Source organism: Kumtagia sp. (assembly GCF_059502445.1).
The window spans coordinates 1-24,748 of record NZ_JCACER010000079.1; the positions used below are offsets into that span (position 1 = coordinate 1).

Genomic DNA, 24,748 nt, shown 5'->3' on the forward strand with positions numbered 1-24,748 from the left:
GACGGCTCGGTCGGCTGGTACGAGGCCGGCTGGGGCCCGATGATGAGCGAGGTCGCCTATTTCGTGAAGGACGTGGTCGGGCCGAAGGGGGCCGTATCGATCGTCGCCAACCAGGGCGGCGGGGCGAAGGAGGCGGAAAAGCTGTCCGATTCCGCGGACATCGACAAGCATACCAAGACCGACGCCATCAAAATCCACCACGCGGCCGTCGACGAGGACAAGAACTGGTCGAAGCCGGACGAGATTTTTTCCATGTCCGACGAGCCCGGCCACCAGGAGCTGTGCGATCGCGAGCAGGCGTTTTTCCTGAAGGCGATCCGCGAGGATATCGACCTGTCGGAATCGATGGACGCGGCGGTCAACTCGCTGCGCATCGTGCTGGCGGCGGAACGGAGCATCGCCGAGAAGAGGGCGATCGATCTGGCCTGAGATCTGGGGGGCTTGGTCCGGCACGCCGTTCGTCGGCCGCGCGCTGCGCTCGGCACCTTCCCGTGAGGGCAAGTCGCCGTGGCGCTACCCCCACCCCTAACCCCTCCCCACAAGGGGGAGGGGGACTTTGCGGCCGCGATGGCGGCGCGCAACCGTCAACGAGTGGCGCGCGGTCGAGGTGCCAGCCGATTCCCCTCCCCCTTGTGGGAGGGGTTAGGGGTGGGGGTGAACTCGTATGCGACCGCCCTGCCATCTAGGGGGCGGGAGTAATGCCGAGCCTGCCGTCCTTCCCCTCTCGATGGAGGGTCGAGCGGGTTGATCAGATCGAGGTGTAGCCGGCGTCGGCCGTCACGATGCTGCCGGTCATCAGGCTGGAGGCGTCGGAGGCGAGGAACAGCACCACCGAGGCGATCTCCCTCGGTTGGCCCATGCGCTTCATCGGGGTGAGGTCGATCCAGCGGTCGACCATGCCCCTCTGGTCCTCCAGGTTGGCGAGCAGCGGCGTCTCGATATAGGTCGGCGCCACGGCGTTGACGCGCACGCCGCGCAGCGCCCATTCCACCGCCAGCGACCGCGTCAGATGGTGGACGCCGGCCTTGGAGGCATTGTAGTGGCACTGCGGCTGCGGCGTGTTGACGATGTCGGCCGACATCGAGCCGATATTGACGATCGAGCCCTTGCCGGCGCCGAGCATTTTTCGGCCGAAGGCGCGGCAGGTCTTGAACACGCCCGTCAGGTTGATGCCGATGACGCGGTCCCATTCCGCGTCTGAGACCTCTTCGGCCGGCGTGTTGGAGGCGATGCCGGCATTGCACACCAGCACGTCGAGCGGCGGCAGCTCGCCGGCGAGGGCATCGAGCTGGTCCGTGCGGGTGACGTCGAGCGGACGCGACTCGGCCTGCAGCCCGCGGGCCGCGATCCGCTGTGCGGCGGCTTCGGCCCGCGCCGGATCGAGGTCGGTGACGATGACGCGCGCGCCCGCCTCGGCGAGCGCCGTCGCGCAGGCTTCGCCGATCCCCTGGCCCGCGCCCGTGACCAGCGCGAGGCGGCCGGTCAACTCGAACTGCGACATGTATGACATTCGATTCCTCCCTTGATGCGCGGGTAAGCCCTACGCCCGCGCCGAGATACCATGCGAGACGTCGTTGCCGGAAGCAGCCGGGCTCGTGATGTTAGTAGCACTAGCATTTGGCCACTTTGTTGATCAAGGCATCGTGCAAAAAGCAGCATTCCGATGGCATAGGAAGGCCTCAAGCGGCGTGCTCACCGTCCCCAATTCGCAATAAAATCGTTTGCGAATAATACCTTGATCCGAAACGGCTGCCGGACAGGCGGTCCTCCATGGTCGTGGAACGGGTGCTTGCCTGAAGTAGTAAATCTATATTATGAGGGTTTGTCGCTCGTGGAGCGGCGCGCGTGCAGTGCGGAGGAATGCCGGCCTTGATACAGGACCTTGCCGAAAAACTCTTCATAGACGGCGATTGGCGCCGAGGCGGGGGGGAGCGGATTCCGGTCGAGAATCCCGCCACCGGCGAGGTGCTGGGCCACATCGCGGCGGCGACGCCGGCCGAGATCGACGCGGCCGTCGCGGCGGCGCGCAAGGCGTTCAGGATCTGGTCGCGCGTTGCGCCGGCCGAGCGTGCGAAAGCGCTGCGGCGGCTGGGCGATGCCATCACAACCGAAGCCGACGCGATGGCGCGCACCATGACGCAGGAGCAGGGCAAGCCGCTCAACGAGGCCAGGGGCGAGATCCTGAAGCTGGCCGAAGCCTGCCATTTCTACGCCGAGGAGGCGGTGCGCATTCATGGCGAGATCGTGCCGAACACGACGACCGACATCGACAGTCTTGTCGTGCGCGAGCCGATCGGGGTAGTCGGAGCGATCACGCCCTGGAATTACCCGGCGGAACTGATCGGCTGGAAGCTGTGCGGCGCGCTCGCCGCCGGCTGCACCATCGTCATCAAGCCGGCCGAGCTGACGCCGTTCACCGCGCTCGCCATTGCAAGGATGGCCGAGATGGCGAAAATTCCGGCAGGCGTCGTCAACGTGGTGACCGGACCGGGCGCGAAGGTAGGGCAGGCGCTGGTCGAGCATCCCGGGGTCGACAAGATCGCCTTCACCGGATCGAGCACCGTCGGCCTGCGCATCCAGCAGTCGTGCCCGACCATCAAGCGGCTGTCGCTGGAGCTCGGCGGCAACTGCCCGCTGATCGTGACGGCCTCGGCCGACCTCGACGCGGCGGTGAAGGGAGCGGTGCGGCGCTCCTTCCGCAACATGGGCCAGATCTGCATCGCCATAAACCGCATCTATGTGGCGCGCTCCATTGCGGCCGAGTTCGTGAAGCGCCTGGGCGAGGCGGCGGACAAACTGGTCATCGCCAACGGCATCGACAAGCCGGACGCCGATGTCGGCGCAATGGCCTCGGCCGAGCCGCTCGCCAAGACAAAAGAACATCTGGCCGACGCGCTGGCCAAGGGCGCGAAGCTGGTCGCCGGTGGCGGCGCGCCGCGGGGCGAGGCTTTTGCACGCGGGCATTTTTTCCGCCCCACCGTGGTTTCGGATTGCAGCCACGCCATGAAGGTGATGACCGAGGAGACGTTCGGGCCGCTGGTCGGCGTCATGGCCTTCGACGGCCTCGACGAGGCGATCGAGCTTGCCAACGACACGCCCTACGGCCTCGCATCCTACGTCTACGCCAAGGACATGGACGAGATCCGCTATCTGTCGGCGCGGCTGGACTACGGCAATGTCGCCGTCAACAACGTCGACGCCGGCATCATGAACGCGCCCTATGGCGGCCGCAAGCAGAGCGGCGTCGGCTACGAGCACGGCCGCGAGGGCATGCTCGAATACCTCAACTTCAAGCATGTCCGCATCCGCTACGACGAGCCGAAGGGGAGGTAGGTTTTGACCCAAAGCCTTCTCGGCATCGACATCGGCACGTCCGGCTGCAAGGCGCTGCTGATCGACGCGACCGGCGCCGTGCTGGCCAGCCGGACGGAAACCTACGGCCTGTCGCAGCCTCACCCGGGCTGGACCGAGCAAGATCCGCGGCTGTGGATCGACGGCGCGCGCGCCGCGGTCGCCGGCGTGCTGGCGCTGCGGCCCGACGTCGAGGTCGGGGCAATCGGCCTCTCCGGCCAGATGCACGGCCTGACGCCGCTCGACGAGGCGCACCAGGTGCTGCGGCCGGCGATTCTCTGGAACGACCAGCGCAACGGCGCCGAATGTGCCGACATCACGGCGCGCGCCGGCGGCATCGAAGGACTGCTCCGGCACACCAACAACCGCATGCTCGTCGGCTATACCGGCGGCAAGATCCTGTGGATGCGCAACCACGAGCCGGAACTGTTCGGCCGGCTGCGCCATGTGCTCAATCCAAAAGACTATCTGCGCTTCGTGTTGACCGGCGAGCTGGCGACCGAGGTCTCCGACGCATCCGGGACGGGGCTGTTCGACCCGCGCCGCCGGGCCTGGGCAACGGGCCTGCTCGACCTCTTGGAGATCGATCCGGCCGTCCTGCCGCCCTGCCATGAATCGCATGTGGTGAGCGGCCGGGTGAGCCGCTCGGGATCGGAGCTTTTCGGCCTGAAGGCCGGCATCCCGGTGGTCGGCGGCGGCGGGGACAGCGTCATCCAGACGATCGGCTCGGGCGTGATCGCGCCGGGCGAGTTGCAGACCACGATCGGCACGGCCGGGATCGTCGCAGCCGCGCTCGACGAGCCGGTGTCCAATCCGGACGGGCGGCTGCAGGTCTTCTGCAACGTCGCGCCGGACAAGTGGCACTGCATGGGCGTGTCGCTCAATGCCGGCGGGGCGGTGGAGTGGCTGCGCGCCCTGCTGGCGGGCTTCGCCGACGGAGCCGCGCCGACGGCCGAGCGGATCGCCGCACTTGCCGCGCAGGCGCCGGTAGGCTCGCGGGGGCTGCTCTTCCTGCCCTATCTCAACGGCGAGCGCTGCCCGCATCCAGACCCGGCGGCGCAGGGCGGCTTCGTCGGCCTCACCACCCGCCAGGGCGCGCCGGAAATGGCGCGCAGCGTCATGGAGGGCGTCGTCTTCGCGCTCTACGACATTTTTGCGCTGATGGAGAAGGTCGACATCGGCCGCACGGTGATCAAGGCATCCGGCGGCGGCGCGCGCTCGGCGCTGTGGCGGCAGATGCAGGCCGACCTGTTCGGCTGCGAGGTGGTGACGACCGAGGGCGCAGCCGAGGGCGGCGCGTTCGGCGCCGCACTTGTGGCCGGCGTCGGCGTGGGAGTCTGGCCGAGCGCTGACGAGGCGGCGAAGGCCTGCCATCCGGTAACGCGCGAGGTTCCCGACGCGGCCGCCGGCGACGCCATGCGGTCCGCCTTCGAGGTCTATCGCGGCCTCTACGATGCTCTTTCTCCGAGCTTCGCCGCCATCGGCGCAGCCCGGTTGGACCGGTAAAAGCAAGCGGAGGCCTCGCCTGATGACTCTTCGGATGCAGCGCTACGAGGCGCTCGTCTTCGATCTCGACGGCACGCTGATCGACAGCGCGCCGGACATAGCGGCGTCGGTCAACCAGGTGCTGGAGAGACGCGGCTGGCCGGTCCAGAGCGTCGCCTTCGTGGAAAAATTCATCGGCTTCGGCCCGCGCCGGCTGCTGCTCGACCTGTTCGTGGAGCTCGGCCTGCCCAGCGACGATACCACCGTCGACGAGGCGGTGCGCGAATATCTCGCCAACTATGCGCGCTCGCCGGCGGAGCGCACGCTGTTCTACCCGCATGTGCGGGAGGACCTGGAATTTTTGCACCGGGCCGGCATCCGCATGGGCATCTGCACCAACAAGCCGCAGGATCTTTCGCTGAAAGTGTTGGACATCCTCGGCATCGCGCCGCTGTTCGAGGTGGTGGTCGGCGCCGACGCGGCGCCCGCCTGCAAGCCGGACCCGGCGCACCTGCTTGCGGTTTCCGGGCGCATGGGGCTGGACGGCCTGTCGTGGGCCTATGTCGGCGACACCAAGGTCGATCAGGCCACCGCCCAGGCGGCTGACGTGCCCTTCTACGCTGTCGCCTGGGGTGGCGGCGGCGAGGTGGCGGTAGCGCCGGAATGGCGGCTTGACCGGCTGCGCGATCTCGGCGCCAACTCCGAACCCGTTCGTGTCGGGCAAGGGGGATAGAGATGGCCACGAGTCTTCTGCAGAGGATCGTGCAGGAGAGCGCCGAGATGGGCTCGGCCGAGCTTCGGGTGGCGCGCTTCGTCAGCGCCAATCCGGGCGAGGTCATCCATATGAGCATGGCGCGGCTCTCGCAGGAATGCGACGTCAGCGACCCCACCATCATGCGCTTCTGCCGGCGCTTCGGCTTCCAGGGCTACCAGGATTTCAAGCTGCACCTGGCGCAGAGCCTCGTGCCGTCCGCCCCCTTCGCCTACGAGCAGATCGTGCCGGGCGATTCGATCCAGAACGTCGTGCGCAAGACGGCGCGCAACTCGCTGAACGCCATCCAGCGCCTGCTCGAGGATCTCGTGCCGCAGCAGGTGGAGGCAGGCGCGAAGCTGCTGCATTCGGCCTCCTGGGTCGGCATCTACGCCAGCGGCATCTCCGAGATCACGGCGATCGACGCGGAGCACAAGTTCCAGCGCCTCGGCATGCGCTGCGCCGCCCTGATCGGCCGCAAGAAGCAGTGGCTGCATGCCGAGACGGCGCGGCCCAACGAGGTGACGCTGATCTTCTCGCAGTCGGGCCACACCAAGCAGATGGTCGACGTGGCGATCGCCTCGCGCGCCGGCGGCGCGCGGGTGCTGTCGGTGACGGCGGCCGACAGTCCGCTCGCCAACGTCTCCGACGGGCTGATCGCCGTGCTGCCCTACGACCGCACCGAACTGATGACGCCGCTGGCGTCGCGGCTCAACCACCATCTCGTCGTCAACATGCTGGTGACGGCGATCGCCATGACGAGCGGCAGCGAGTTCCCCGACCAGCTGCCCGCCCTCGATTCCTGGCAGACCGAGAAGATCTAGACGTCGCCGCCGGGCGGCCAAGCCGAAGGAAAGAGCATTCATGAGCGCACAGGACGAAGCCAAGAAGGCGGCAGGCCGCAGGGTCATCGAGGAATTCGTCAGGGACGGCATGAAGCTCGGCCTCGGCTCGGGCACCACCTCGCATTTTTTCGTGCGCGAACTCGGCAAGCATGTCGCCAACGGCCTGAAGCTCACCTGCACGACCACGTCGCGCTCCACCAACGACGTCGCCCGCGAGGTCGGCATCGTGCTCACCGATCCCAACGAGATCGGCGTGATCGACCTGACGGTGGACGGGCCCGACGAGATCGACCGCGACTTCAACATGATCAAGGGCGGCGGCGCCTGCCTGCTGTGGGAGAAGATCATCGCGCACGCCTCCAAGCGCATGATCACGGTCTGCGACGAGAGCAAGATCGTCGATCGGCTCGGTGGCTTCCCGCTGCCGGTGGAGGTCGTGCAGTTCGCCTGGAAGCAGACGGAGCGCATGGTGGCCGAGGCGCTGGCCGACCATCGCATCAGGAATGCCGTGATCGAGCGGCGCATGCGCGACGGCCAGCCGGTGGTCACCGACAGCGGCAACTTCATCCTCGACTGCCGCTGCGGCGTCATCCCGTCACCGGCCAGGCTGGAGATCGAATTGAACCGCATTCCGGGTGTGGTCGAGAACGGCCTGTTCACGCGCGAGTCGCGAGGCATGGTGGTCGGCCGCTTCGACGGCAGCACTTACGTCGCATTGCGTGGCGCGTGAAGCACCCACGTCGCGATGCGAGCGTAGTGAAACCTACTTTTTGTTGAATGCTCGGCACGGACGCGTCGAGCGACGGATGCCTTTTGGCCCCCGGCAGGCTCTGTGGCGTGTCGCCGTAAGCTGCTGTAAAAGCTTGTTGATTGTAGAAGTATTGGCACTTCCGGCAAGTCGTTTCACGATTCCGTCACGCTCGTGCCGGAGCCTCTTGCGTCCAATCGGAAGAGCTAGTAAAGCTAGATCATGCATCCAGGGAGGGTACTGATGGATCGAGTGAATGGAATTTCGCGTCGCGGCCTGCTGAAGGCCGGCGGGGCAATCGGCGCGACGCTGGGCGCCGGCGCGCTGCTGGGCAAGGGCGCCTGGGCGCAGGAGGGGGGCTTCATCCCCTTCAGCAACAAGAGCCTCGACTACTACTTCTTCGTCATCCAGGAGGAGGCGGTGAAGCGCGCGGTGGAAGCCAACAAGATGCGCTTCCAGGCGACCAACGCCAGCTTCGACAACACCCGCCAGCTCGAGCAGTGGCAGAGCCTGATGCTGAGCCAGCCGTCGGCGATCGTCTCCGATCCGATCGACAGCCAGGCGATCGTCAGCGCCATCCGCCGCTACAACCAGAAGAGCATCCCGGTCGCCATCATCGACACGCCGTCGGACGGCGGCGACGTGGCCATCACCGTCAGCTTCGACAACAAGCTCGGCGGCGTCATGGCGGCGCAGGAGATCATCAAGCGCCTCGTCGAGAAGCACGGCAGCCCGAAAGGCACGGTGCTGAACTGCTTCGGCGCGCTCCAGAGCGTCGCCTGGCGCCTGCGCAAGGAAGGCATGGACGAGGAGTTCGCCAAATATCCTGATATCAAGTATCTGGCTCGCCCGACCGAGGGAGCGCTCGACCAGATGCTGGCCGTTACCCTCTCCACCCTTTCCGAGTTCCCCGACCTCGACGCCGTGCATGCGCCGTCGGACTCGCCGTCGCGCGGCATCGTCACCGCTCTCCAGCAGAAGGGTCGCTGGAAGAAGGTCGGCGAGGAAGGCCACGTGATCTTCGTCAACATCGACGGCGAGCCGGTCGCGCTGAAATGGATCCAGGATGGCTTCATGGATTCCTGCGTCTCGCAGGACCCGATCGCCTATGGCGAGATCGCGGTCGAGATGCTGACAAAACACTCGATCAAGGGCGAGGCCGTGCCGATCGGCGCCTACGAGAACAAGAAGTATTTCTGGGAGAAGGGCGACATCGTCGCCGGCGCCACCGGCCCGACGCTGATCATCCCGCCCTTCGTCATCGACGGCAGCAATTCCGCCGACAAGCGCCACTGGGGCGCCATCTCGGAGAAGGAATGGGGCATCCCCTACACCTGATCGACCGCGCTAGCCGCGTCCTCCCCGTGCCACGCCGGTTTGCGCCGGCGTGGCACTTGCCGCGTGAGCGAATGCACCGCGTGATGCCAGTCCAACCGATCCGGAGTTTGTATTGACAGCCGCTTCCGTCAGACAGACCGGCGAAGACCCGTTCATCCTGAGGGTCGAGAACCTCAGCAAGCGCTACGGCCCGACGCTGGCGCTGCGCGATGTGTCGCTCGGCATCCGCCGCGGCACGATCCACGGGCTGCTCGGCGAGAACGGCGCCGGCAAGTCGACGCTGGTCGGGCTGATCTCGGGCCAGCGCATTCCGTCCGCAGGCACCATCTATCTAGACGGCCGCCCGGTCGAGAACGTCGACGTCAAGGCGATGGAGAAGGCCGGCGTGTTCCTGGTCACCCAGGAGCCGATGATCATCGATCACGTGACGGCGGCCGAGAACCTGATGCTGGGCATCTGGCCGAGCCGCCGCGGCTTCGTCAACTGGCGCAAGCTCAAGGCCGACGCGGCGCGCATGCTGACAGGTACCGGCATCGACCCGCAGGCGATGGCCGGCAGGCTGGACGCGGTGGCGCGGCGCAAGCTCAACATCCTGCGCGCCATGTTCAGCGGCGGCAAGGTCATCATCCTCGACGAGCCGACGGCGGCGCTGACGGTCGCCGACCGCCTCCAGCTCTTCGACTTCATGCGCCAGCTCAAGGCGCAAGGCGTCACCTTCATCTTCATCTCGCATTACAACGACGAGATCCTGGAGATCTGCGACGCCTGCTCGGTGCTGCGCGACGGCGCGCTCGCCGGCGGCACAGAGGACGTCGCCAGCCTGACCTCCGAGCAGCTGTCCGAGCTTGTGTTGGGGCGCGGCCTGGTGCTGTTCCAGCGCCAGCGCCGGACCTTCACCGACGGCGCGCCGGCTGTGCAGTTGCGCGATATCGCCAGCGATCGGATCGCGGTGCCGCGGCTCGATCTCCATGCCGGCGAGATCGTCGGCTTCACCGGCCTTCCCGGCGCCGGCGCCAAGGAGCTGGCGCGCGCCATCTTCGGCCTGGCGCCGATCCGTTCCGGCACCATCGCCTTCGCCGGCGAGCCGGCCCGCGCGCTGCCCGCCACGCCGCGTGACGCCTTCGACATGGGCATCGCCTTCCTGTCCGACGACCGCCGCCGCGACGGTCTGGTGGCCGGCATGACCATCGGCGAGAACATCTCGCTGTCGTCGCTGTCGGCGGTGGCACGCTCCGGCTTCCTCCGGCCGGAGGCGGAGCAGGCGTTGGCCGGCCGCTATTTCAGGGCGATGGGGATCAAGGCGGCCGGGCCGGCCACCGTCGCCGATACGCTGAGCGGCGGCAACCAGCAGAAGGTGTGCCTCGGCCGCGTACTGGCGACCGAGCCGCGCCTGCTCATCCTCGACGAGCCGACCCGCGGCATCGACATCGGCGTCAAGCAGGACGTGCTGCGCATCATCGACGAGCTCAGCCGCTCGGGCGTAGCGGTGATCATCGTGTCGACCGACACCGACGAGATCGTGCGCGCCGTCGACCGGGTCTGCGTCTTCGACGACGGCGCGATCCGCGAGGAGATTTATGGAGACGCGATCTCCAGCGAGCGCCTGCGCCACACCTCCAGGGACAAGGCGGGTGCGTGAGGACCGGAAGTCAGGGAAGAAGACCATGAGCCAAGCGACAACAACCGCGGCCAAGCCAGCTTCCGCCCCCGCTGCGCAGGAAGGTGGGCGCTCGGTACTCGGCTGGGTCCTGCACAACGTCGTGTGGATCTGGCTGATCGCGCTGGTGGTGATCTTCGGCCTGTTCAACGAGTATTTCTTCACCACCTTCAACCTGCAGAACATCATGGTGCAGGCCACCGTGCTCGGCATGATCGGGCTGGCCGTGGCGCTGCCGCTGCTGGTGGCGGAGATCGACCTGTCGCTGCCGGCCAATCTCGGCTTCTCCTCGGCGATCGGCGCCATGGCCTATTCCGACCTCGGCCTGCCCTGGGTGCTCGCCATGCTGGTGGGCGTGGCGGTGGCCACGCTGATCGGCTTCTTCAACGGTCTGTGCATCACGAAACTCCGGATGGTGTCGCTGATCCAGACGCTGTCGATGATGATCATCCTGCAGGGCGCGCTGCTGGCGCTGACCCAAGGCCGCACCATCACCAACCTGCCGGACGGCTATGTGTGGATCGGCCAGGCGGCGATCGGCGGCTGGCCGGTGATGCCGGTCATCTTCATCGTCGCGCTGGTCGCCGTCGCCGTGCTGCTGCGCAACACCGTGCTCGGCCGCAGCATCTATGCGGTCGGCGGCAACCCGGTGGCATCCAACTCCGCCGGCGTGCGCGTCGACCGCATCAAGATCATCACCTTCACCATCGCCGGCTTCCTGGCTGGCGTCGGCGGCTTCCTGCTCGCCTCCTGGCAGATGGCGATCACCTCCAACCAGGGCTCGAGCTATCTGCTCTACGCGATCGCAGCACCTATCATCGGCGGCGTCAGCGTGTTCGGCGGCCGCGGCAACGTCGTCGGCGTGCTCGGCGGCGTGCTGCTGCTCACCGTCATCCAGGTCGGCCTGGCGATCATCTCGGTGCCGTCCTTCTATGTCGGCATCATCGGCGGATTGATGATCTTCATCGCCGTCGCCATCGACGCCTTCCGCGTCCGCTATTTCGGCTGATGTCTCGCGCTTCCGGGCCGTCGGCCTGTGCGGCCGGCATGAACGAGCGGAGGGCGGCCGTGCTTGCCGCTTTTGCCGGCGTGCTCGATGCTTCCGGCGTTATCGACGGCGGCTCTGCGGACGCCGCGCGCTATCTCGGCGACTGGACCGGCGACTATGGCGGCGCGGCGCTGGCGGTGCTGCGGCCGGCCACGGTCGAGCAGGTCCAGGCGGTCGTCCGGCTCTGCGCCGGGCAGGGTATCGCCATCGTGCCGCAAGGCGGCAATACCGGGCTGGTGGCCGGCACGATCTCGGACGGCGCCCGGCCGGCGGTGATCGTCTCTCTGGAGCGGCTGAACCGCATCCGCCGCATCGACGCCGCCAACTTCACCCTGCAGGCGGATGCCGGCGTGGTGCTGCAGACGCTCAAGGATGCGGCCGAGGCCGAAAACATGCTGTTTCCGCTGGCGCTGGGGGCGCAGGGCTCGTGCCAGATCGGCGGCAACGTCGCCACCAATGCCGGCGGGATCAACGTGCTGCGTTACGGCATGACGCGCGACCTTGTGCTCGGGCTGGAGGCTGTGCTGCCTGACGGCAGCCTGTGGCAGGGCATGACCGGGCTTAGGAAAGACAATCGCGGCTACGACCTGAAGCAACTGCTGATCGGCTCGGAAGGCACGCTCGGCATCGTCACCGGCGTAGAGGTGAAGCTGTTCCCGCGGCCGGCCAATGTCGAAACCGCCTATCTCGGCGCCCGCTCCTTCGCCGAGGCGATGGCGCTGTTCGGGCTGGCGCGGCGCGTCTGCTCCGACCTGCTGACCGCCTTCGAGGTGATCGGCGCCGAATGCATTCCGCTCGCCGTGCTGAGCAATCCGGCGACGCGCGTGCCGCTGGAGGCGGAGTGGCCCGTCCACATCGTCATGGAGCTCGCCTGCAGCGCGGCGATCGACGGCCGCGCGCTGCTCGAGACGCTGCTGGCCGAAGCCTTCGAGGCCGGCCTGCTCGGCGACGGCGCCATCGCCCAGAGCCGCGCCCAGGCGCAGTCCTTCTGGGCGATCCGCGAGGATCTCGTCGAGGGCCAGGCCAGGCGCGGCATGCATGTCCGCACCGACCTGTCGGTGCGACTGAGCGACGTGCCGCGGCTGATCGACCAGGCGCGCGCCTACGTCGCGGCGGACTGGCCGGGCTGGCTGCCGATCGCCTACGGCCATGCCGGCGACGGCAACATCCATTTCAACGTCATGCCGCCGCTCGACCTTGCGCCGGAGCGCATCCGGGAGGAGGGCAGGCGCCTGCTGCAGGGCCTTTATGCCGTCGCCCGCGACCTCGGCGGCTCCTTCAGCGCCGAGCACGGCGTCGGCCGCAGCCGCCGCGATGTTTTTCTGGACGGGCTCTCGCCCAACCAGCGCGCCGCCATCCTGGCGCTCAAGGCCGCCTTCGATCCGCAAGGCATCATGAATCCGGGGTGTCTGGTTCCGCCGGTCACGAACGTGGACCAGTAAGACCCCTCTCCGTCTCGCCCTTCGGACTCGCCACCTCTCCCCCGCGAAGTGCAGGGCAATCGCATTTTACCCCCACCCCTAACCCCTCCCCTCAAGGGGGAGGGGATTCAGCCGCAGCTCTGCCAGACGCTAACCGTCAGCGATTTCGCCCCGCCCGACGGCTTCAGAATCCCCCTCCCCCTTGAGGGGAGGGGTTAGGGGTGGGGGTAAAACGCAAATGCGATTGCCTGCCGCAAAGCGGGGGAGAGGTGGCGAGCCCGAAGGGCGAGACGGAGAGGGGGCAAGAGCGAATGGGGTTTTTTTGACCATTGCGTCGCGGGAGATCGGGGTGCTGGCGGTCACTCTTGCCCGCCCGCGCTCGCGCGGCTAGGTTTGCGCCGGCCAATCAAAGCGGCGGCATGAGCGAAACCGAGCTGAAACTCGTCCTCGACGAGGCGACGGCGAACGCGGTCTGGGGCCGCGCCCGGGCGCTGAAGCTGGCGACGCAAAAGCCCGTCCGGCGGACGCTGCGCAGCATCTATTTCGACACGCCGGACCATGCGCTGAAGGCCGCCGGCATCTCGCTGCGGCTGCGCCGCGACGGTCGCCGCTGGATCCAGACCGTCAAGATCAGGGCCGGCCTGCATGGCGGGCTGTCGCAGGCCGAGGAGGTGGAAAGCCCGGCGCCGGGCGGAAAGCTGTGCATCGAGGCGATTCCGGTCGAGGCTGTGCGCGCCGAAGTCTCGCGCCGTGTCGACGGCGCCGCGCTGCACCCCGTCTGCGAGACGCTGATCGAGCGGCGCGCCGGGCGGGTGGCGCTCGCCGACGGCACGCTGGCCGAACTCGCGGTGGATGTCGGCGACATCCGCGCCGCTGGGCGCTCCGCCGAATTGCGCGAAGCCGAGATCGAGCTGCTCGAAGGCAGTCCCGCCGGCCTGTTCGGTGTCGCCGGCATGCTGTTTCCGGAAGGAGGACTGCATTTTTCGCGCTTCTCCAAGGCGGCGCGCGGCTATCTTCTGGCGGAGACGGGGGCGATCGATCCGCCGCTCGAGCCGCGCAACGCGCTGCCGACGAACCCCCGGCGCGGGCTGACGGCCGAGCAGGCGGCGCAGGACATCCTGCGCGAGTGTTTCGACCAGATCGCCACCAACATGCTGGTGGTGCGGGCGCTGAACGATCCCGAAGGGCCGCACCAGCTGCGGGTCGGCCTGCGCCGGCTGCGCAGCGTGTTTTCCGTCCACGCGCCCGTGCTCGGGGGCGCGGAGATGGAGCGGCTGGCCGGCGAGGCCCGCTGGCTCGGACAGGAGGTCGGGCTGCTGCGCGACCTCGACGTCGCCGCCGACGGCATCGTGCGCCGCGAGGCGGAGCGGCATCCGGGCGAGCCCGGCCTGATGGTGCTGGCGCAGGCCCTTTCCGAACGGGCGGGCGGGCAGCGCCGGCAGCTGCGCCTGTTGCTGGCGGAAGGGCGGGCGCAGCGCTTCCTGCTCGATCTTGCCTGCTTCGCGGAAACGCGCGGCTGGCTTGCCGCCGGCGCTTCCGACCAGCCGCGGCGGCCGGCGCCGGCGGTCGCCGACCTCGCCGGCGCGGCGCTGGCGAGGTGCTGGAAGAAGGTGCGCAGGCGCGCCAAGGGGCTGGAGAGCCTCGACGTCGAGCAGCGGCACGAGCTGCGCAAGGCGCTGAAGAAGCTGCGCTACGCCGTCGAGTTCTTCGCCGCGCTCTATCCGAAGAAGCGCGTCGCGCCGTTCCTGAAGCGGCTGAAGCGGCTGCAGCTGGTGTTCGGCGACCTCAACGACGCCGCGACGGTGAAGGCGATGCTCTCCGACGCGAGTCTCGCCGGCGGCGACATCGTCGTGCACCGCGCCGTCGGCTGGATGCTCGGCGCCAGCCAGGCGCGCGCCGAGCTCGGCTGGACGGGTGCCAAGGCTTTGTGGCGGGAGCTGCACGAGACGCGGCCTTTCTGGGAGTAGCGGCCTCGGATTTGCGAGCATGGGACGATCATCTGTGCGGTTCGGGCCTTTGCGCTTGAAAAACGGCGACCCGGCCGCATAATCGCGGCGCATCCCGCTTCGAACACAAGAATGTCGGGCGGCACGGGGGAGGAAGATTTGCCTTCTGGCTACCGGTTCGTGATCGCGGACGACCATCCGCTGTTCCGCGGCGCGCTGAAGCAGGCGCTTTCCGGCCTGGACGGCGTGGCGGAGATCCTGGAGGCCGGCAATTTCGAGGCGACCAAGGCGCTGGTGGCCGGCAATGGCGAGCTCGACCTGCTGCTGCTCGATCTTTCCATGCCCGGCGCGTCGGGCCTCTCGGGACTGATCTCGCTGCGCGGCCTGCACGCCTCGGTGCCGGTCGTCGTGGTCTCGGCGCATGACGATCCCGAGACGATCCGCCGCTCGCTGGAGCTCGGCGCCTCCGGCTTCATCTCCAAATCCGCCAGCATGGAGGATATCCGCGCCGCGGTGAGGACCGTGCTCGCCGGCGACATCGCCGCGCCGGTCGGCGTCGACCTCGGCACCGAGCAGGACCCGGAGATCTCCGATATCATCCGGCGGCTGCAATCGCTGACGCCGCAGCAGACCCGCGTGCTCGGCATGCTGGCCGACGGCCTGCTCAACAAGCAGATCGCCTACGAGCTCGGCGTCTCGGAGGCGACCATCAAGGCGCATGTCTCTGCGGTGCTGCAGAAGCTCGGCGTCGACAACCGGACGCAAGCGGTGATCATGCTGGGCAAGATCGGCGGCGAGCCGCCGGCGGCGGGCGGGTAGGGAGCCCCCTCACTCCGCAGCCTGCGCGACGCGCCGCACGCGGGTCATCAGCGTGCGCAGCACGGCCGGCTTCACCGGCTTGTTGACCACCGTCACCTCGATCTCCTCCGCGGCGGCGCGGACCTCGTTGGAGCGGTCGGCGGTGACGAGGATGGCGGGCAGGCGCTCGCCCCAGCGAGCGCGCAGCTTGCGGATCACGTCGAGGCCGGTCTCGCCGTCGAGATGATAGTCGGCGAGGATGAGGTCGGGCCGACCGACGCTCGGCGCGGCGGCGACAATTTTCCCGAAGCCGGTCGCCGTCTCGACACGGCAGCCCCAGCCTTCGAGCAGCAGGCGCATGCCCTCCAAAATGCGCGCGTCGTTGTCGATGCACAGCACGGAAAGCCCGCCGAGCGCGGCGGCGGCAGCCGGACGGGGCTTCGATTGGGGCATCGGCTCGGGCTCGGCAGCCGCCGATACCGGCAGGATCACCGAGAAGCGCGTGCCCTTGCCGCGGCCCGAATCGATCTGGATCTCCAGCCTCAGCACCCGGGCGATGCGGTCGACGATGGAGAGGCCGAGCCCCAGCCCCTGCGCCTCGCGCATGCCGGCGTCGAGCCGGGTGAACTCGTGGAAGACCGTGTTCAGCTTGTCGATCGGAATGCCGATGCCGGTGTCGAACACCTGGATCTCGGCAAGCCCGCCGCGCCGCCGCACGCCGACCAGCACGCGGCCGTGGCGCGTGTATTTGATGGCGTTGGACACCAGGTTCTGGACGAGGCGGCGCAGCAGGTTGCGATCGGTCTCGACGCTGAGCGACGACGGCACGATGGTGAGCGACAGCCCCTTCTCGAGCGCCAGCGGCTGAAAATCGGTGGCGATCTGGCGCAATAGCCCGTCGAGGCGGAACACCGTCTCGACCGGCTTCATCGCGCCGGCGTCGAGCCGCGATATGTCGAGCACCGCGCCCAGAATGGTCTCGACCGATTCCAGCGAGGATTCGATGTTGCGCGCCGCCTCGCTCTGCGGTCCCCGGCCGGCGCGCTCGATCAGGGAGGCGCAGTAGAGCCGCGCCGCGTTGAGCGGCTGCAGGATGTCGTGGCCGGCGCCGGCGAGGAAGCGCGTCTTGCCGAGGTTGGCTTCCTCCGCCAGCATCTGCGCCTGCGCCAGCTCCTCGTTGACCCGCGTCAGCTCGGCGGTGCGGCTGCGCACGCGCTGCTCCAGCGATTCGTTGGCGCGCTTCAGCGCCAGATCCGCCTCGACGCGGGCGGTGATGTCGGCATAGGTGGCGACGACGCCGCCGTCCGGCATGGGGTTGGAGCGCAGCTCGATGATGCGGCCGCTTCGCTTGAGCTCGAGCTGCCAGGGGCTGCCGAAGCTGGTGAAGCGGTTGAGGATCGACACCGTCGCCTCAGGCGCGATCTCGCCGCGCTCGGCGAGCAGGCGCAGCACCTCGTCGAGCGAGACGCCGACCCGGCCCATCTCGTCGGGCAAGGCGAACAGGGCGCGGTATTGCCGGTTCCAGCAGGTGAGGCGGAAATCCTGGTCGAAGACGGTGATGCCCTGCTCCATCTGGTCGAGGGCGATCTGCAGGAGGTCGCGGTTGTGCTGCAGCGCCTCGGTGGCGTCGTCGAGCAGGCGGAAGGCGTCGCGCGAGGAGCTGTCGTGGCGCTGGAACAGCAGCGACAGGATGAGCCGTGCCGAGGAGGAGCCGACGGCGCTGGCCAGAAGCTGCTCGGAGAAGCGCACCACCGCCATGCTCGCCTGCTCGTTGCCGTCGAGTTTCGTGCTGCCGCTCGCCTCGAAGGTCTGGAAGGAACGCTCGGTGCGCTCGACGCCGAGATATTTTGCGATGGTGTCCTTGAGGTCGTTGACGGTGATGGCGGTGCGGAAGCGGCGCAGGCTGGGCATCGGCCCCACCTCGCGCGGCACGAAGATCGCCGCCTGGATGCGCTCCAGCGGGATGGAGGCGCGCGACAGCGATCCCAGCACGTAGAACAGCAGGTTGACCGACAGGCTCCACAGCACGCCGTGGTTCAGCGGCTCGGCGACGGTGCCGAACAGCGCCTGCGGCCTGAGCGCCTCGATGCCGAACGGGCCTTCGACCAGCAGCGCCGTGTCGGGCGCCGCGAGCGAGGGGAAAAGCAGCGTGTAGGCCCACACGATGATGCCGGCCGACATGCCGAGCGCCGCACCCCGCCCATTGGCGCGCCGCCACACCAGGCCGCCGATGAAGGCCGGCGCGAACTGGGCGATCGCGGCGAAGGACATCAGGCCGATCGACGCCAGCCGCGCATTGGTGGTGCTCTCGCGGTAATAGAGGAAGGCGATCATCAGGATGATGAAGATCGCCGCCCGGCGGACATTGAGGATGAGGGTCGACCAGTCGCCACCCTCGCGCGATGCGGTGCGGTGTAGGCGGCGCACGAAGATCGGGATGATCAGGTCGTTGGAGATCATGATCGCCAGCGCCACCGTCTCGACGATGACCATGGCGGTGGCCGCCGACAGCCCGCCGACGAAGGCGGCGAGCGCCAGCGTGTCGTGTCCGGCGAGCAGCGGCAGCGACAGCACGTAGAGGTCGCTGGTGGTGGCATCCCCGACCGCCGCCAGGCCGACGAAGGCGATCGGCAGCACGAACAGGTTGATCGCCACAAGATAGAGCGGAAAGACCCAGGTCGCGCGCCTGAGCTCGGCCTCGCTGCGGTTTTCCACGATCATCACGTAGAACTGGCGCGGCAGCATGACGATGGCGAAGCCGCTGATGACCGTCATCACCAGCCAGGTGCCGAGCGAGGTGCCGTAGCCCATGGCGGCGTCGACGGCCGGATCTTCGGCGAGCGCGCCGAACAGGTCGTCCGGGCCGTCGAACAGGAAGAAGGCGACGAACAGGCCGACGGCGAGGAAGGCGGCGAGCTTGACCACCGATTCCACCGCCACGGCCAGGATCAGCCCGTCCTGGTGCTCGGTGGCGTCGGCGTGGCGCGTGCCGAACAGCACGGCGAACAGCGCCAGCAGCAGCGCCACGGCGAGCGAGATGTCGCTGAGGAACGGATCGAAGGAGGGCGGCGCGCCGGTATAGTGCTCGATCATCAGGCTGACCGAGCCGGAGATCGCCTTGAGCTGCAGCGCGATATAGGGGATGGCGCCGACCGTGGCGATCAGCGTGGCGATCGAGGCGACGGCAAAGCTCTTGCCGTAGCGCGCGCCGAGGAAATCCGCGATCGAGGTGATCTTTTCCGCCTTGGCCAGCTTGACGATGCGTCTCAGCAGCGGAAAGCCGAACACGAAGACGAGCACCGGGCCGATGTAGATGGCCAGGAATTCGAGCCCGCGCTCGGTGGCGAGCCCGACCGAGCCGAAGAAGGTCCAGGAGGTGCAGTAGATGGCGAGGCTGAGCGCGTAGATATAGGGCCGCAGGCGGCTGCCGCCGATCGACGCGGCCCAGCGGTCGCCGAGGCTGGCGATCACGAACAGCAGCGTCACATAGGCGACGGCGACGAGGACGACGAACCAGCCCTGCACGCGGAAAGATACCTCCCAGCCGCCAGTGGATCACCATTCCTTCCGGAAAAGCAATCGCGGCTTTCGGCGCATGCACCATTGCCGGTTTTGCAACGCGGCGTTTTTGCTATTGTGGGTGGCATTGCCGGCGGAGAATCGGGACAGGCCGGCTGCATTCATGGAGGGTGCTGATGCTGAAGGAATTCCAGGAGTTCATCTCCAAGGGCAATGTCATAGACCTCGCCGTCGGTATCATCATCGGTGGGGCGTTCACGCTGATCGTCAATTCGCTGGTCGGCGACATCGTCATGCCGATCGTCGGCATGGCCGGTAGCGCGGACTTCTCCAACTATTTCTACCCGCTCTCCGATGCGGTGACCGCCCCGTCGCTGGAAGAGGCCAAGAAGCAGGGCCCGGTCTTCGCCTACGGCAACTTCATCACCGTGGTGATCAACTTCCTGATCCTGGCGTTCATCATCTTCCTGATGGTCAAGGCGGTGAACACCATGCGCAAGAAAATGGAAAGGCAGAAGGCCGAGGGGCCGGCCGCGCCGCCGCCCGCCGACGTCCAGCTTCTCACGGAAATCCGCGACCTGCTCGCCAGGAAATAGCGTCTCTGCTAAAGCGCGGGACAGCAGCCCCGGTGCCCGTGCCGGGGCTGACGGTTTTGGCGCGGGATTGTTCTGGGGACTGTCGGTGAGTGTCGATCTTCGTGACGTGCTGAGCGCCCGGGCGGGCAATTCTCCAGTGAGCGGCATCGAGGCGGCGGTCGATCACGGCCGCGGCCGGCCCGGCCTCATCCCGCTATGGTCCGGCGAAAGCGACCTGCCGACGCCGGACTTCATCGCCGCGGCGGCGGCCGCCGGGCTGCAGGGCGGCGAGACCTTCTACACCTGGCAGGGCGGCATTCCCGACCTGCGCGAGGCGCTCGCCCGTTATCACGGCCGCCATTTCGGCAGGCCTTTCGAGGCGAAGGAATTCATCGCCACCGGCGGCGGCATGCATGCCATCCAGATGTGCATCGACGCGACCGCCGGCGCCGGCGACGAGGCGATCTACCTCACCCCCGCCTGGCCTAACTTCGCCGCCGCCGCGGCGATCGCCGGAGTGCGGCCGGTCGGCGTGCCGCTCGACTTCTCGGTAAACGGCTGGTCCTGCGACGTCGGGCGCGTCGAAGACGCCGTGACCGAGCGTACGAAAATGATCTTTGTCAATTCGCCGTCCAATCCGACGGGATGGACCGCCGATCCGGAGACGCTCAGCGCCATCCTCGACCTGGCGCGGCGCAAGGGGCTGTGGATCATCGCCGACGAGATCTACGCGCTCTTCCATTTCGGCGGCAAACGCGCCGCCTCCTTCCTCGACATCATGCGCGAGGACGACCGCATCCTCTTCGTCAACACCTTCTCCAAGAACTGGGCGATGACCGGCTGGCGCATCGGCTGGATCAAGGCGCATCCGTCGCTCGGCCGGATTTTCGAGAACCTCGTCCAGTACTCGACCTCGGGCGTGGCGCAGTTCATGCAGCGCGGCGGCATCGCCGCGCTCGACCAGGGCGACGGTTTCCTGGCCGAGCAGGTGAAGCAGGCGGAACGGGCGCGCGACACGCTGTGCCGCGTGCTCGGCGAGACAGGGCGGGTACGCTTCAGCGTGCCGCCCGGCGCCTTCTACCTGTTCTTCGCGATCGACGGGCTGACGGATTCCACCCGGGCCGCCTTCGACCTGATCGACGAGGCGGGGGTGGGACTGGCGCCGGGGACCGCCTTCGGCGCCGACGGCCAGGGATTTCTGCGCCTCTGCTTCCACCGTCGTGTCGACCAGGTGGAGGAGGCGGCCGGCAGGATCGCGGAGTGGATCCGGCGCAGGTAGGCTGTCTGGGGCGAGCCTCGAAGGGCGCACATGAACCCTCACAGGCGCCTTACCGAACCCCGTAAAAATCCTTGTACCAGTCGACGAAACGGCGGATGCCCACCTCGAGCGGCGTCCGCGGCCGGAAGCCGGTGGCGGCGGCCAGCGCGTCGACGTCGGCGAAGGTCGCGGCCACGTCTCCCGGCTGCATCGGCAGCATGTTCATGACCGCCTTGCGGCCGGTCGCCTGCTCGATGCAGCGAATGAAGTCGAGCAGCTCGACCGGCTGGTTGTTGCCGATGTTGTAGAGCCGGTAGGGCGCCGTCGACGTCGCCGGATCGGGATTTGCGGCATCCCAGTCGGGATCGGCGGTGGCGACCGTGTCCAGCGTGCGCACGACGCCCTCGACGATGTCGTCGACATAGGTGAAGTCGCGGGCGTGGTTGCCGAAATTGTAGACGTCGATGGGCTCGCCGGCGAGGATGTTGCGGGTGAACAGGAATGGCGCCATGTCCGGCCGGCCCCACGGGCCGTAGACGGTGAAGAAGCGCAGTCCGGTGACCGGCAGCCGATAGAGATGGGCATAGGAATGCGCCATCAGCTCGTTGGCCTTCTTGCTAGCGGCATAGAGGCTGAGCGGATGATCGACATTGTCCCGCACGCTGTAGGGCAGGCGGGCATTGGCGCCGTAGACCGAGCTCGAAGAGGCGAAGACGAGATGCTCGACGCCGGCGTGGCGGCAGCCTTCCAGCACGTTGAGGAAGCCGACGAGATTGGAATCGGCATAGGCATGCGGGTGGTCGATGCCGTAGCGGACGCCGGGCTGCGCGCCGAGATGGATCACCCGGTCGGGCGCGGCTTCCGAAAACAGAGCCTCCATCGCCGGCCGGTCGGCGAGGTCCGCCTTGACGAAGCGGAACGTCTGACGCTTCTCCAGCCGGGCCAGGCGGGCCCGCTTCAGCGCCACGTCGTAATAATCGCTCAGATCGTCAAGGCCGATGACGTCGTCGCCGCGCGCCAGCAGCGCGGCGGCGGTCGCAGCGCCGATAAAGCCGGCAGCCCCCGTCACCAGGATCTTCACGATGGTCTCCTTTGGATCGGGCGCCAGGGGCGCGGCCGACGTTGCGGCACGCCAATAGCCGAAAACAATGGAGTTAGCTATTGCGGCGTTTGAGCGCCTCCTCCCAGGCCAGCGCATGGCCGACAATGGTGTCGATGTCGTCGAGCCGCGGCCGCCAGCCGAGCTCGGCGCGGGCACGGTCGGCATTGGCGACGATGGAGACGGGATCGCCGGGGCGGCGGCCGCTGATCCGCACGTCGAAGTCGTGGCCGACGACGCGCTTCACCGCCTCGATCACCTGCAGGACCGAGTATCCGTTGCCGTAGCCGCAATTGGCAACCAGGCTGGTTCCGCCGGCGCGCAGGCGCCGCAACGCCAGCAGATGCGCCTCGGCAAGGTCCCAGACATGGATGTAGTCGCGCACGCCGGTGCCGTCGGCGGTCGGATAGTCGGTGCCGAACACCTCAATGAACGGCCGCTTGCCCGTCGCGGTCTCGCAGGCGACCTTGATCAGATGGGTGGCGCCGCGCGTCGACTGGCCGGTGCGGCCTTTCGGATCGGCGCCGGAGACGTTGAAGTAGCGCAGCGCGGTGTAGGCGAGCGGATGCGCGGCGGCGGCGTCGCGCAGCATCGTCTCCGTCATCAGCTTGGAGGTGCCGTAGGGCGATTCCGGCAGGGTGGGGGCGGTCTCGGCGACCGGCTCGCCGTGGGCGCCCCCATAGACGGCGGCGGTCGACGAGAAGATGAAATGCGGCACGCCGGCGCGCACGGCGCTCTCGATCAGGGCGCGCGACCTGACCGTGTTGTTGAGATAGTAGCCGAGCGGATCGGACACCGAGTCCGGGACCACGACCGAGCCGGCGAAGTGGATGATCGCGTCGATCCTGCGGCGGCGGATCGTCGCCTCCACGAGGTCCTGGTCGGCGATGTCGCCGACGACCAGCTCGGCCTCGGCCGGCACCGCCCAGTCGAAGCCGGTCGACAGCCGGTCGAGCACCACCACATCCTCGCCGGCATCGAGGAGCTTCCAGACCATGTGGCTGCCGATATAGCCGGCGCCGCCGGTGACGAGGACGGTCATTGCTTCCTCCCGTTGTGTGAGCAGCTTAACCGAGGCCCATTGATGTTTGCTTACGGCATGCAAGTCGGGTCGTCGGCCTCTCCGTCCGCACCTCTCGGTATGGCATCATCCCCGCACCGCCGCCACATGCCGGGGGAACGCGTCCGTCGCCATCAGCGCCCTGCAGCGGGCGAAGCGGCCGTCGGCGTAGGCGCGGAAATCGTCCGCCGGGTTGTTGTTGGCGAGCTGGATCAGGCCCCACAGCGTCCACAGAAGATCGCACATGGCCTTGTAGATGACGACGCGGCCGCGTTCCGAAGGGGAGGGGGCGCCGCCGAAATAGGCGTGCAGCATCTCCTCCTCCTGCTCGCCGTCGAAGCCGGCTTCCACCGACAAGTCGCCAAGATCCCACATCGGGTCGTTCATTCCCGAATATTCCCAGTCGACGATCCACATGCGCTCGCCCGTATCGAGGAAATTCTCGCACAGCGGATCGCAGTGACAGGCCGCGAGCGGCAGCGGGTTTGCCGCCAGCGCGGCGCGCACCGCTTCGGCCTCGCGCACCACGTCGTGATAGCCGTCGGGCAGCGCCACGTCCCTGGTCGACAGGATTTTGAGGTAGTCGTCGATCATTGCGAACAACTCGAAGCGGAACGGGAACACCGCGCCGCTTGTGTGGAGCCTGCGGAAGGCCGCTGCCGCCCGAGCCGGTGCGCCCTTGCGCGCCTTGAAGCTTTCCGGGGACATCGTATGCGCTCCGTCGAGGAAGCGCGTCACCATCACGCCGCTGCCGGCATCGACGTGGACGACATCGGGACTGACGCCGGCCTTTGCCGCCTCGCGGGCGGCGACCGCCTCGTTGGCGCGGTCGATATATTCCTCCGTGCCCTGGCCCGGCATGCGCAGGCAGAGGTCGCCGGCGCGGTAGACACGGTTGGTGAGCCCACCTAGGCGCTGCAGCGGGCCTTCGTAGCCGGCCAGCGCCGGGATCGCCCTCAGCGCTGCATGCGCATCCCCGTCATCTCTCATGAGCCCTCCTTTTGCTGCTTCGTTCCCGCCGCGACGGTTCCACAGTTTTCGTCGCTTGGCTATCATGGGTTCGCGCCAATGGCGGGAGGAGCACGAATGGCCGACGGAAAACACAGCGGGGCGCTCGGCGCGGTCTACGGCGCGACGCGGCCGGACGAGGTGGCGGCGCTCTATGACGACTGGGCGGAAACCTATGACGGTGAAATGGCAGCGGCGGGCTACCGTCATCCGACCATCTGCCTGGCGCTGCTGGCGCGCCATCTGCCGCGCGGCTCCACCCCGATCCTCGACGCCGGCGCCGGCACCGGGCTGATCGGCGAGTGGCTGGGCATCATGGGCTACGGCGATGTCGAGGCGCTCGACATTTCCGAAGGCATGCTGGCCGTGGCCGCGCGCAAGGGCGCCTATGCGGCGCTGCATCGCCTGGCGCTGGGCGGGCCGCTGCCCTTCGCCGATGCGACCTACGCCGGAATCGTCTCGGCCGGCGTCTTCACCTCCGGCCATGTCGGCGCCGAAGGCCTGGACGAGCTGATCCGCATCCTGAAGCCGGGCGGCGTGCTGGTGCTGACGGTGAAGAACACGCTGTGGGAAGGCGGCTTTGCCACCCGCATCGCCGAGATGGAGGCGGCGCGCCTGGTGTCGCGGGTCGAGGAGACGGAGCCCTATGTCTCCATGCCCGGAGAGGCCGGCACGGTGCCGAGCAGAGGGTTGGCGTTGCGGCGCGGATGATCCCTCCCCCTTGAGGGGAGGGTGCCGAGCGCAGCGAGGCGGGTGGGGTCGTTGCGGCCGGCCGCCACATCCTGAACGCACAACGTTCGAGAGGGCGTCGAGCGCTTCAGCAGCGACCCCACCCGGCCGC

The 24,748-nt window shown here is 67.9% G+C and carries 19 protein-coding genes and 1 pseudogene; 15 read left to right on the plus strand and 5 right to left on the minus strand.

Annotated features, from left to right (window positions below; all coding sequences use genetic code 11):
• Nucleotides 1-429: pseudogene (locus tag AC5JDC_RS21520) on the plus strand (gfo/Idh/MocA family oxidoreductase); the annotation flags it as partial.
• Between the two features lie 319 nt (nucleotides 430-748).
• On the opposite strand, the gene AC5JDC_RS21525 reads toward AC5JDC_RS21520, so the two are convergent.
• Nucleotides 749-1,510 carry an SDR family NAD(P)-dependent oxidoreductase gene (locus tag AC5JDC_RS21525; RefSeq protein ID WP_495844447.1) on the minus strand — a complete coding sequence of 254 codons (762 nt, stop codon included), beginning with the start codon at nucleotides 1,508-1,510 and terminating at the stop codon, nucleotides 749-751.
• Between the two features lie 359 nt (nucleotides 1,511-1,869).
• On the opposite strand from AC5JDC_RS21525, the gene AC5JDC_RS21530 reads away from it, so the two are divergent.
• The 11 genes from AC5JDC_RS21530 to AC5JDC_RS21580 all read left to right on the plus strand — a co-directional run bounded on the left by AC5JDC_RS21530 (nucleotide 1,870) and on the right by AC5JDC_RS21580 (nucleotide 15,409).
• Complete coding sequence (locus AC5JDC_RS21530) at nucleotides 1,870-3,333, plus strand: aldehyde dehydrogenase family protein (RefSeq protein WP_495844449.1); 1,464 nt, start codon at nucleotides 1,870-1,872, stop codon at nucleotides 3,331-3,333.
• Between the two features lie 3 nt (nucleotides 3,334-3,336).
• A complete protein-coding gene (xylB, locus tag AC5JDC_RS21535; protein WP_495844451.1) occupies nucleotides 3,337-4,857 on the plus strand; it encodes a xylulokinase in 1,521 nt (506 codons plus the stop codon).
• Nucleotides 4,858-4,879: 22 nt separating this feature from the next.
• Nucleotides 4,880-5,569 carry an HAD-IA family hydrolase gene (locus tag AC5JDC_RS21540; protein WP_495844452.1) on the plus strand — a complete coding sequence of 230 codons (690 nt, stop codon included), beginning with the start codon at nucleotides 4,880-4,882 and terminating at the stop codon, nucleotides 5,567-5,569.
• A gap of 2 nt (nucleotides 5,570-5,571) precedes the next feature.
• Nucleotides 5,572-6,411, plus strand: a complete 840-nt coding sequence (locus tag AC5JDC_RS21545) for a MurR/RpiR family transcriptional regulator (RefSeq protein ID WP_106775510.1) — start codon at nucleotides 5,572-5,574, stop codon at nucleotides 6,409-6,411.
• 40 nt (nucleotides 6,412-6,451) lie between these two features.
• A complete protein-coding gene (gene rpiA, locus AC5JDC_RS21550) occupies nucleotides 6,452-7,162 on the plus strand; it encodes a ribose 5-phosphate isomerase A (protein ID WP_495844454.1) in 711 nt (236 codons plus the stop codon).
• Between the two features lie 261 nt (nucleotides 7,163-7,423).
• A complete protein-coding gene (locus tag AC5JDC_RS21555; RefSeq protein WP_495844456.1) occupies nucleotides 7,424-8,518 on the plus strand; it encodes a substrate-binding domain-containing protein in 1,095 nt (364 codons plus the stop codon).
• Nucleotides 8,519-8,630: 112 nt separating this feature from the next.
• On the plus strand, nucleotides 8,631-10,157 hold the full coding sequence (locus AC5JDC_RS21560; RefSeq protein ID WP_495844458.1) for a sugar ABC transporter ATP-binding protein: 1,527 nt from the start codon (nucleotides 8,631-8,633) through the stop codon (nucleotides 10,155-10,157).
• 25 nt (nucleotides 10,158-10,182) lie between these two features.
• Nucleotides 10,183-11,184 (plus strand): ABC transporter permease, encoded by a 1,002-nt coding sequence (locus AC5JDC_RS21565; protein WP_495844461.1) that lies wholly within the window; start codon nucleotides 10,183-10,185, stop codon nucleotides 11,182-11,184.
• 38 nt (nucleotides 11,185-11,222) lie between these two features.
• Nucleotides 11,223-12,665 carry an FAD-binding oxidoreductase gene (locus AC5JDC_RS21570; RefSeq protein WP_495844463.1) on the plus strand — a complete coding sequence of 481 codons (1,443 nt, stop codon included), beginning with the start codon at nucleotides 11,223-11,225 and terminating at the stop codon, nucleotides 12,663-12,665.
• Between the two features lie 398 nt (nucleotides 12,666-13,063).
• Nucleotides 13,064-14,611 (plus strand): CYTH and CHAD domain-containing protein, encoded by a 1,548-nt coding sequence (locus AC5JDC_RS21575; RefSeq protein ID WP_495844464.1) that lies wholly within the window; start codon nucleotides 13,064-13,066, stop codon nucleotides 14,609-14,611.
• A gap of 138 nt (nucleotides 14,612-14,749) precedes the next feature.
• Nucleotides 14,750-15,409, plus strand: a complete 660-nt coding sequence (locus tag AC5JDC_RS21580; protein ID WP_495844466.1) for a response regulator — start codon at nucleotides 14,750-14,752, stop codon at nucleotides 15,407-15,409.
• A gap of 9 nt (nucleotides 15,410-15,418) precedes the next feature.
• Here the strand turns inward: AC5JDC_RS21580 and AC5JDC_RS21585 are convergent, their stop codons facing one another.
• On the minus strand, nucleotides 15,419-18,913 hold the full coding sequence (locus AC5JDC_RS21585) for a PAS domain-containing hybrid sensor histidine kinase/response regulator (protein ID WP_495844468.1): 3,495 nt from the start codon (nucleotides 18,911-18,913) through the stop codon (nucleotides 15,419-15,421).
• Nucleotides 18,914-19,083: 170 nt separating this feature from the next.
• On the opposite strand from AC5JDC_RS21585, the gene mscL reads away from it, so the two are divergent.
• Both mscL and AC5JDC_RS21595 read left to right on the plus strand, forming a co-directional pair.
• On the plus strand, nucleotides 19,084-19,503 hold the full coding sequence (mscL, locus tag AC5JDC_RS21590) for a large conductance mechanosensitive channel protein MscL (protein ID WP_106775502.1): 420 nt from the start codon (nucleotides 19,084-19,086) through the stop codon (nucleotides 19,501-19,503).
• 85 nt (nucleotides 19,504-19,588) lie between these two features.
• Nucleotides 19,589-20,761: a pyridoxal phosphate-dependent aminotransferase gene (locus AC5JDC_RS21595; protein ID WP_495844471.1), complete on the plus strand. Its 1,173-nt coding sequence runs from the start codon at nucleotides 19,589-19,591 to the stop codon at nucleotides 20,759-20,761.
• Nucleotides 20,762-20,810: 49 nt separating this feature from the next.
• Here the strand turns inward: AC5JDC_RS21595 and AC5JDC_RS21600 are convergent, their stop codons facing one another.
• The 3 genes from AC5JDC_RS21600 to AC5JDC_RS21610 form a co-directional block, all read right to left on the minus strand.
• The gene (locus AC5JDC_RS21600; RefSeq protein WP_495844473.1) at nucleotides 20,811-21,821 is read right to left on the minus strand and encodes an NAD-dependent epimerase; all 1,011 of its coding nucleotides are present in this window, start codon (nucleotides 21,819-21,821) and stop codon (nucleotides 20,811-20,813) included.
• A 73-nt stretch (nucleotides 21,822-21,894) separates the two neighbouring features.
• Complete coding sequence (galE, locus tag AC5JDC_RS21605; protein WP_495844475.1) at nucleotides 21,895-22,881, minus strand: UDP-glucose 4-epimerase GalE; 987 nt, start codon at nucleotides 22,879-22,881, stop codon at nucleotides 21,895-21,897.
• Nucleotides 22,882-22,986: 105 nt separating this feature from the next.
• Nucleotides 22,987-23,889, minus strand: coding sequence for a choline kinase family protein (locus AC5JDC_RS21610; RefSeq protein ID WP_495844477.1), 903 nt, complete (start codon nucleotides 23,887-23,889; stop codon nucleotides 22,987-22,989).
• Between the two features lie 96 nt (nucleotides 23,890-23,985).
• Between AC5JDC_RS21610 and AC5JDC_RS21615 the strand changes: the two genes are divergently transcribed.
• The gene (locus AC5JDC_RS21615; protein ID WP_495844479.1) at nucleotides 23,986-24,618 is read left to right on the plus strand and encodes a class I SAM-dependent DNA methyltransferase; all 633 of its coding nucleotides are present in this window, start codon (nucleotides 23,986-23,988) and stop codon (nucleotides 24,616-24,618) included.
• The last annotated feature ends 130 nt before the right edge of the window (nucleotides 24,619-24,748 follow it).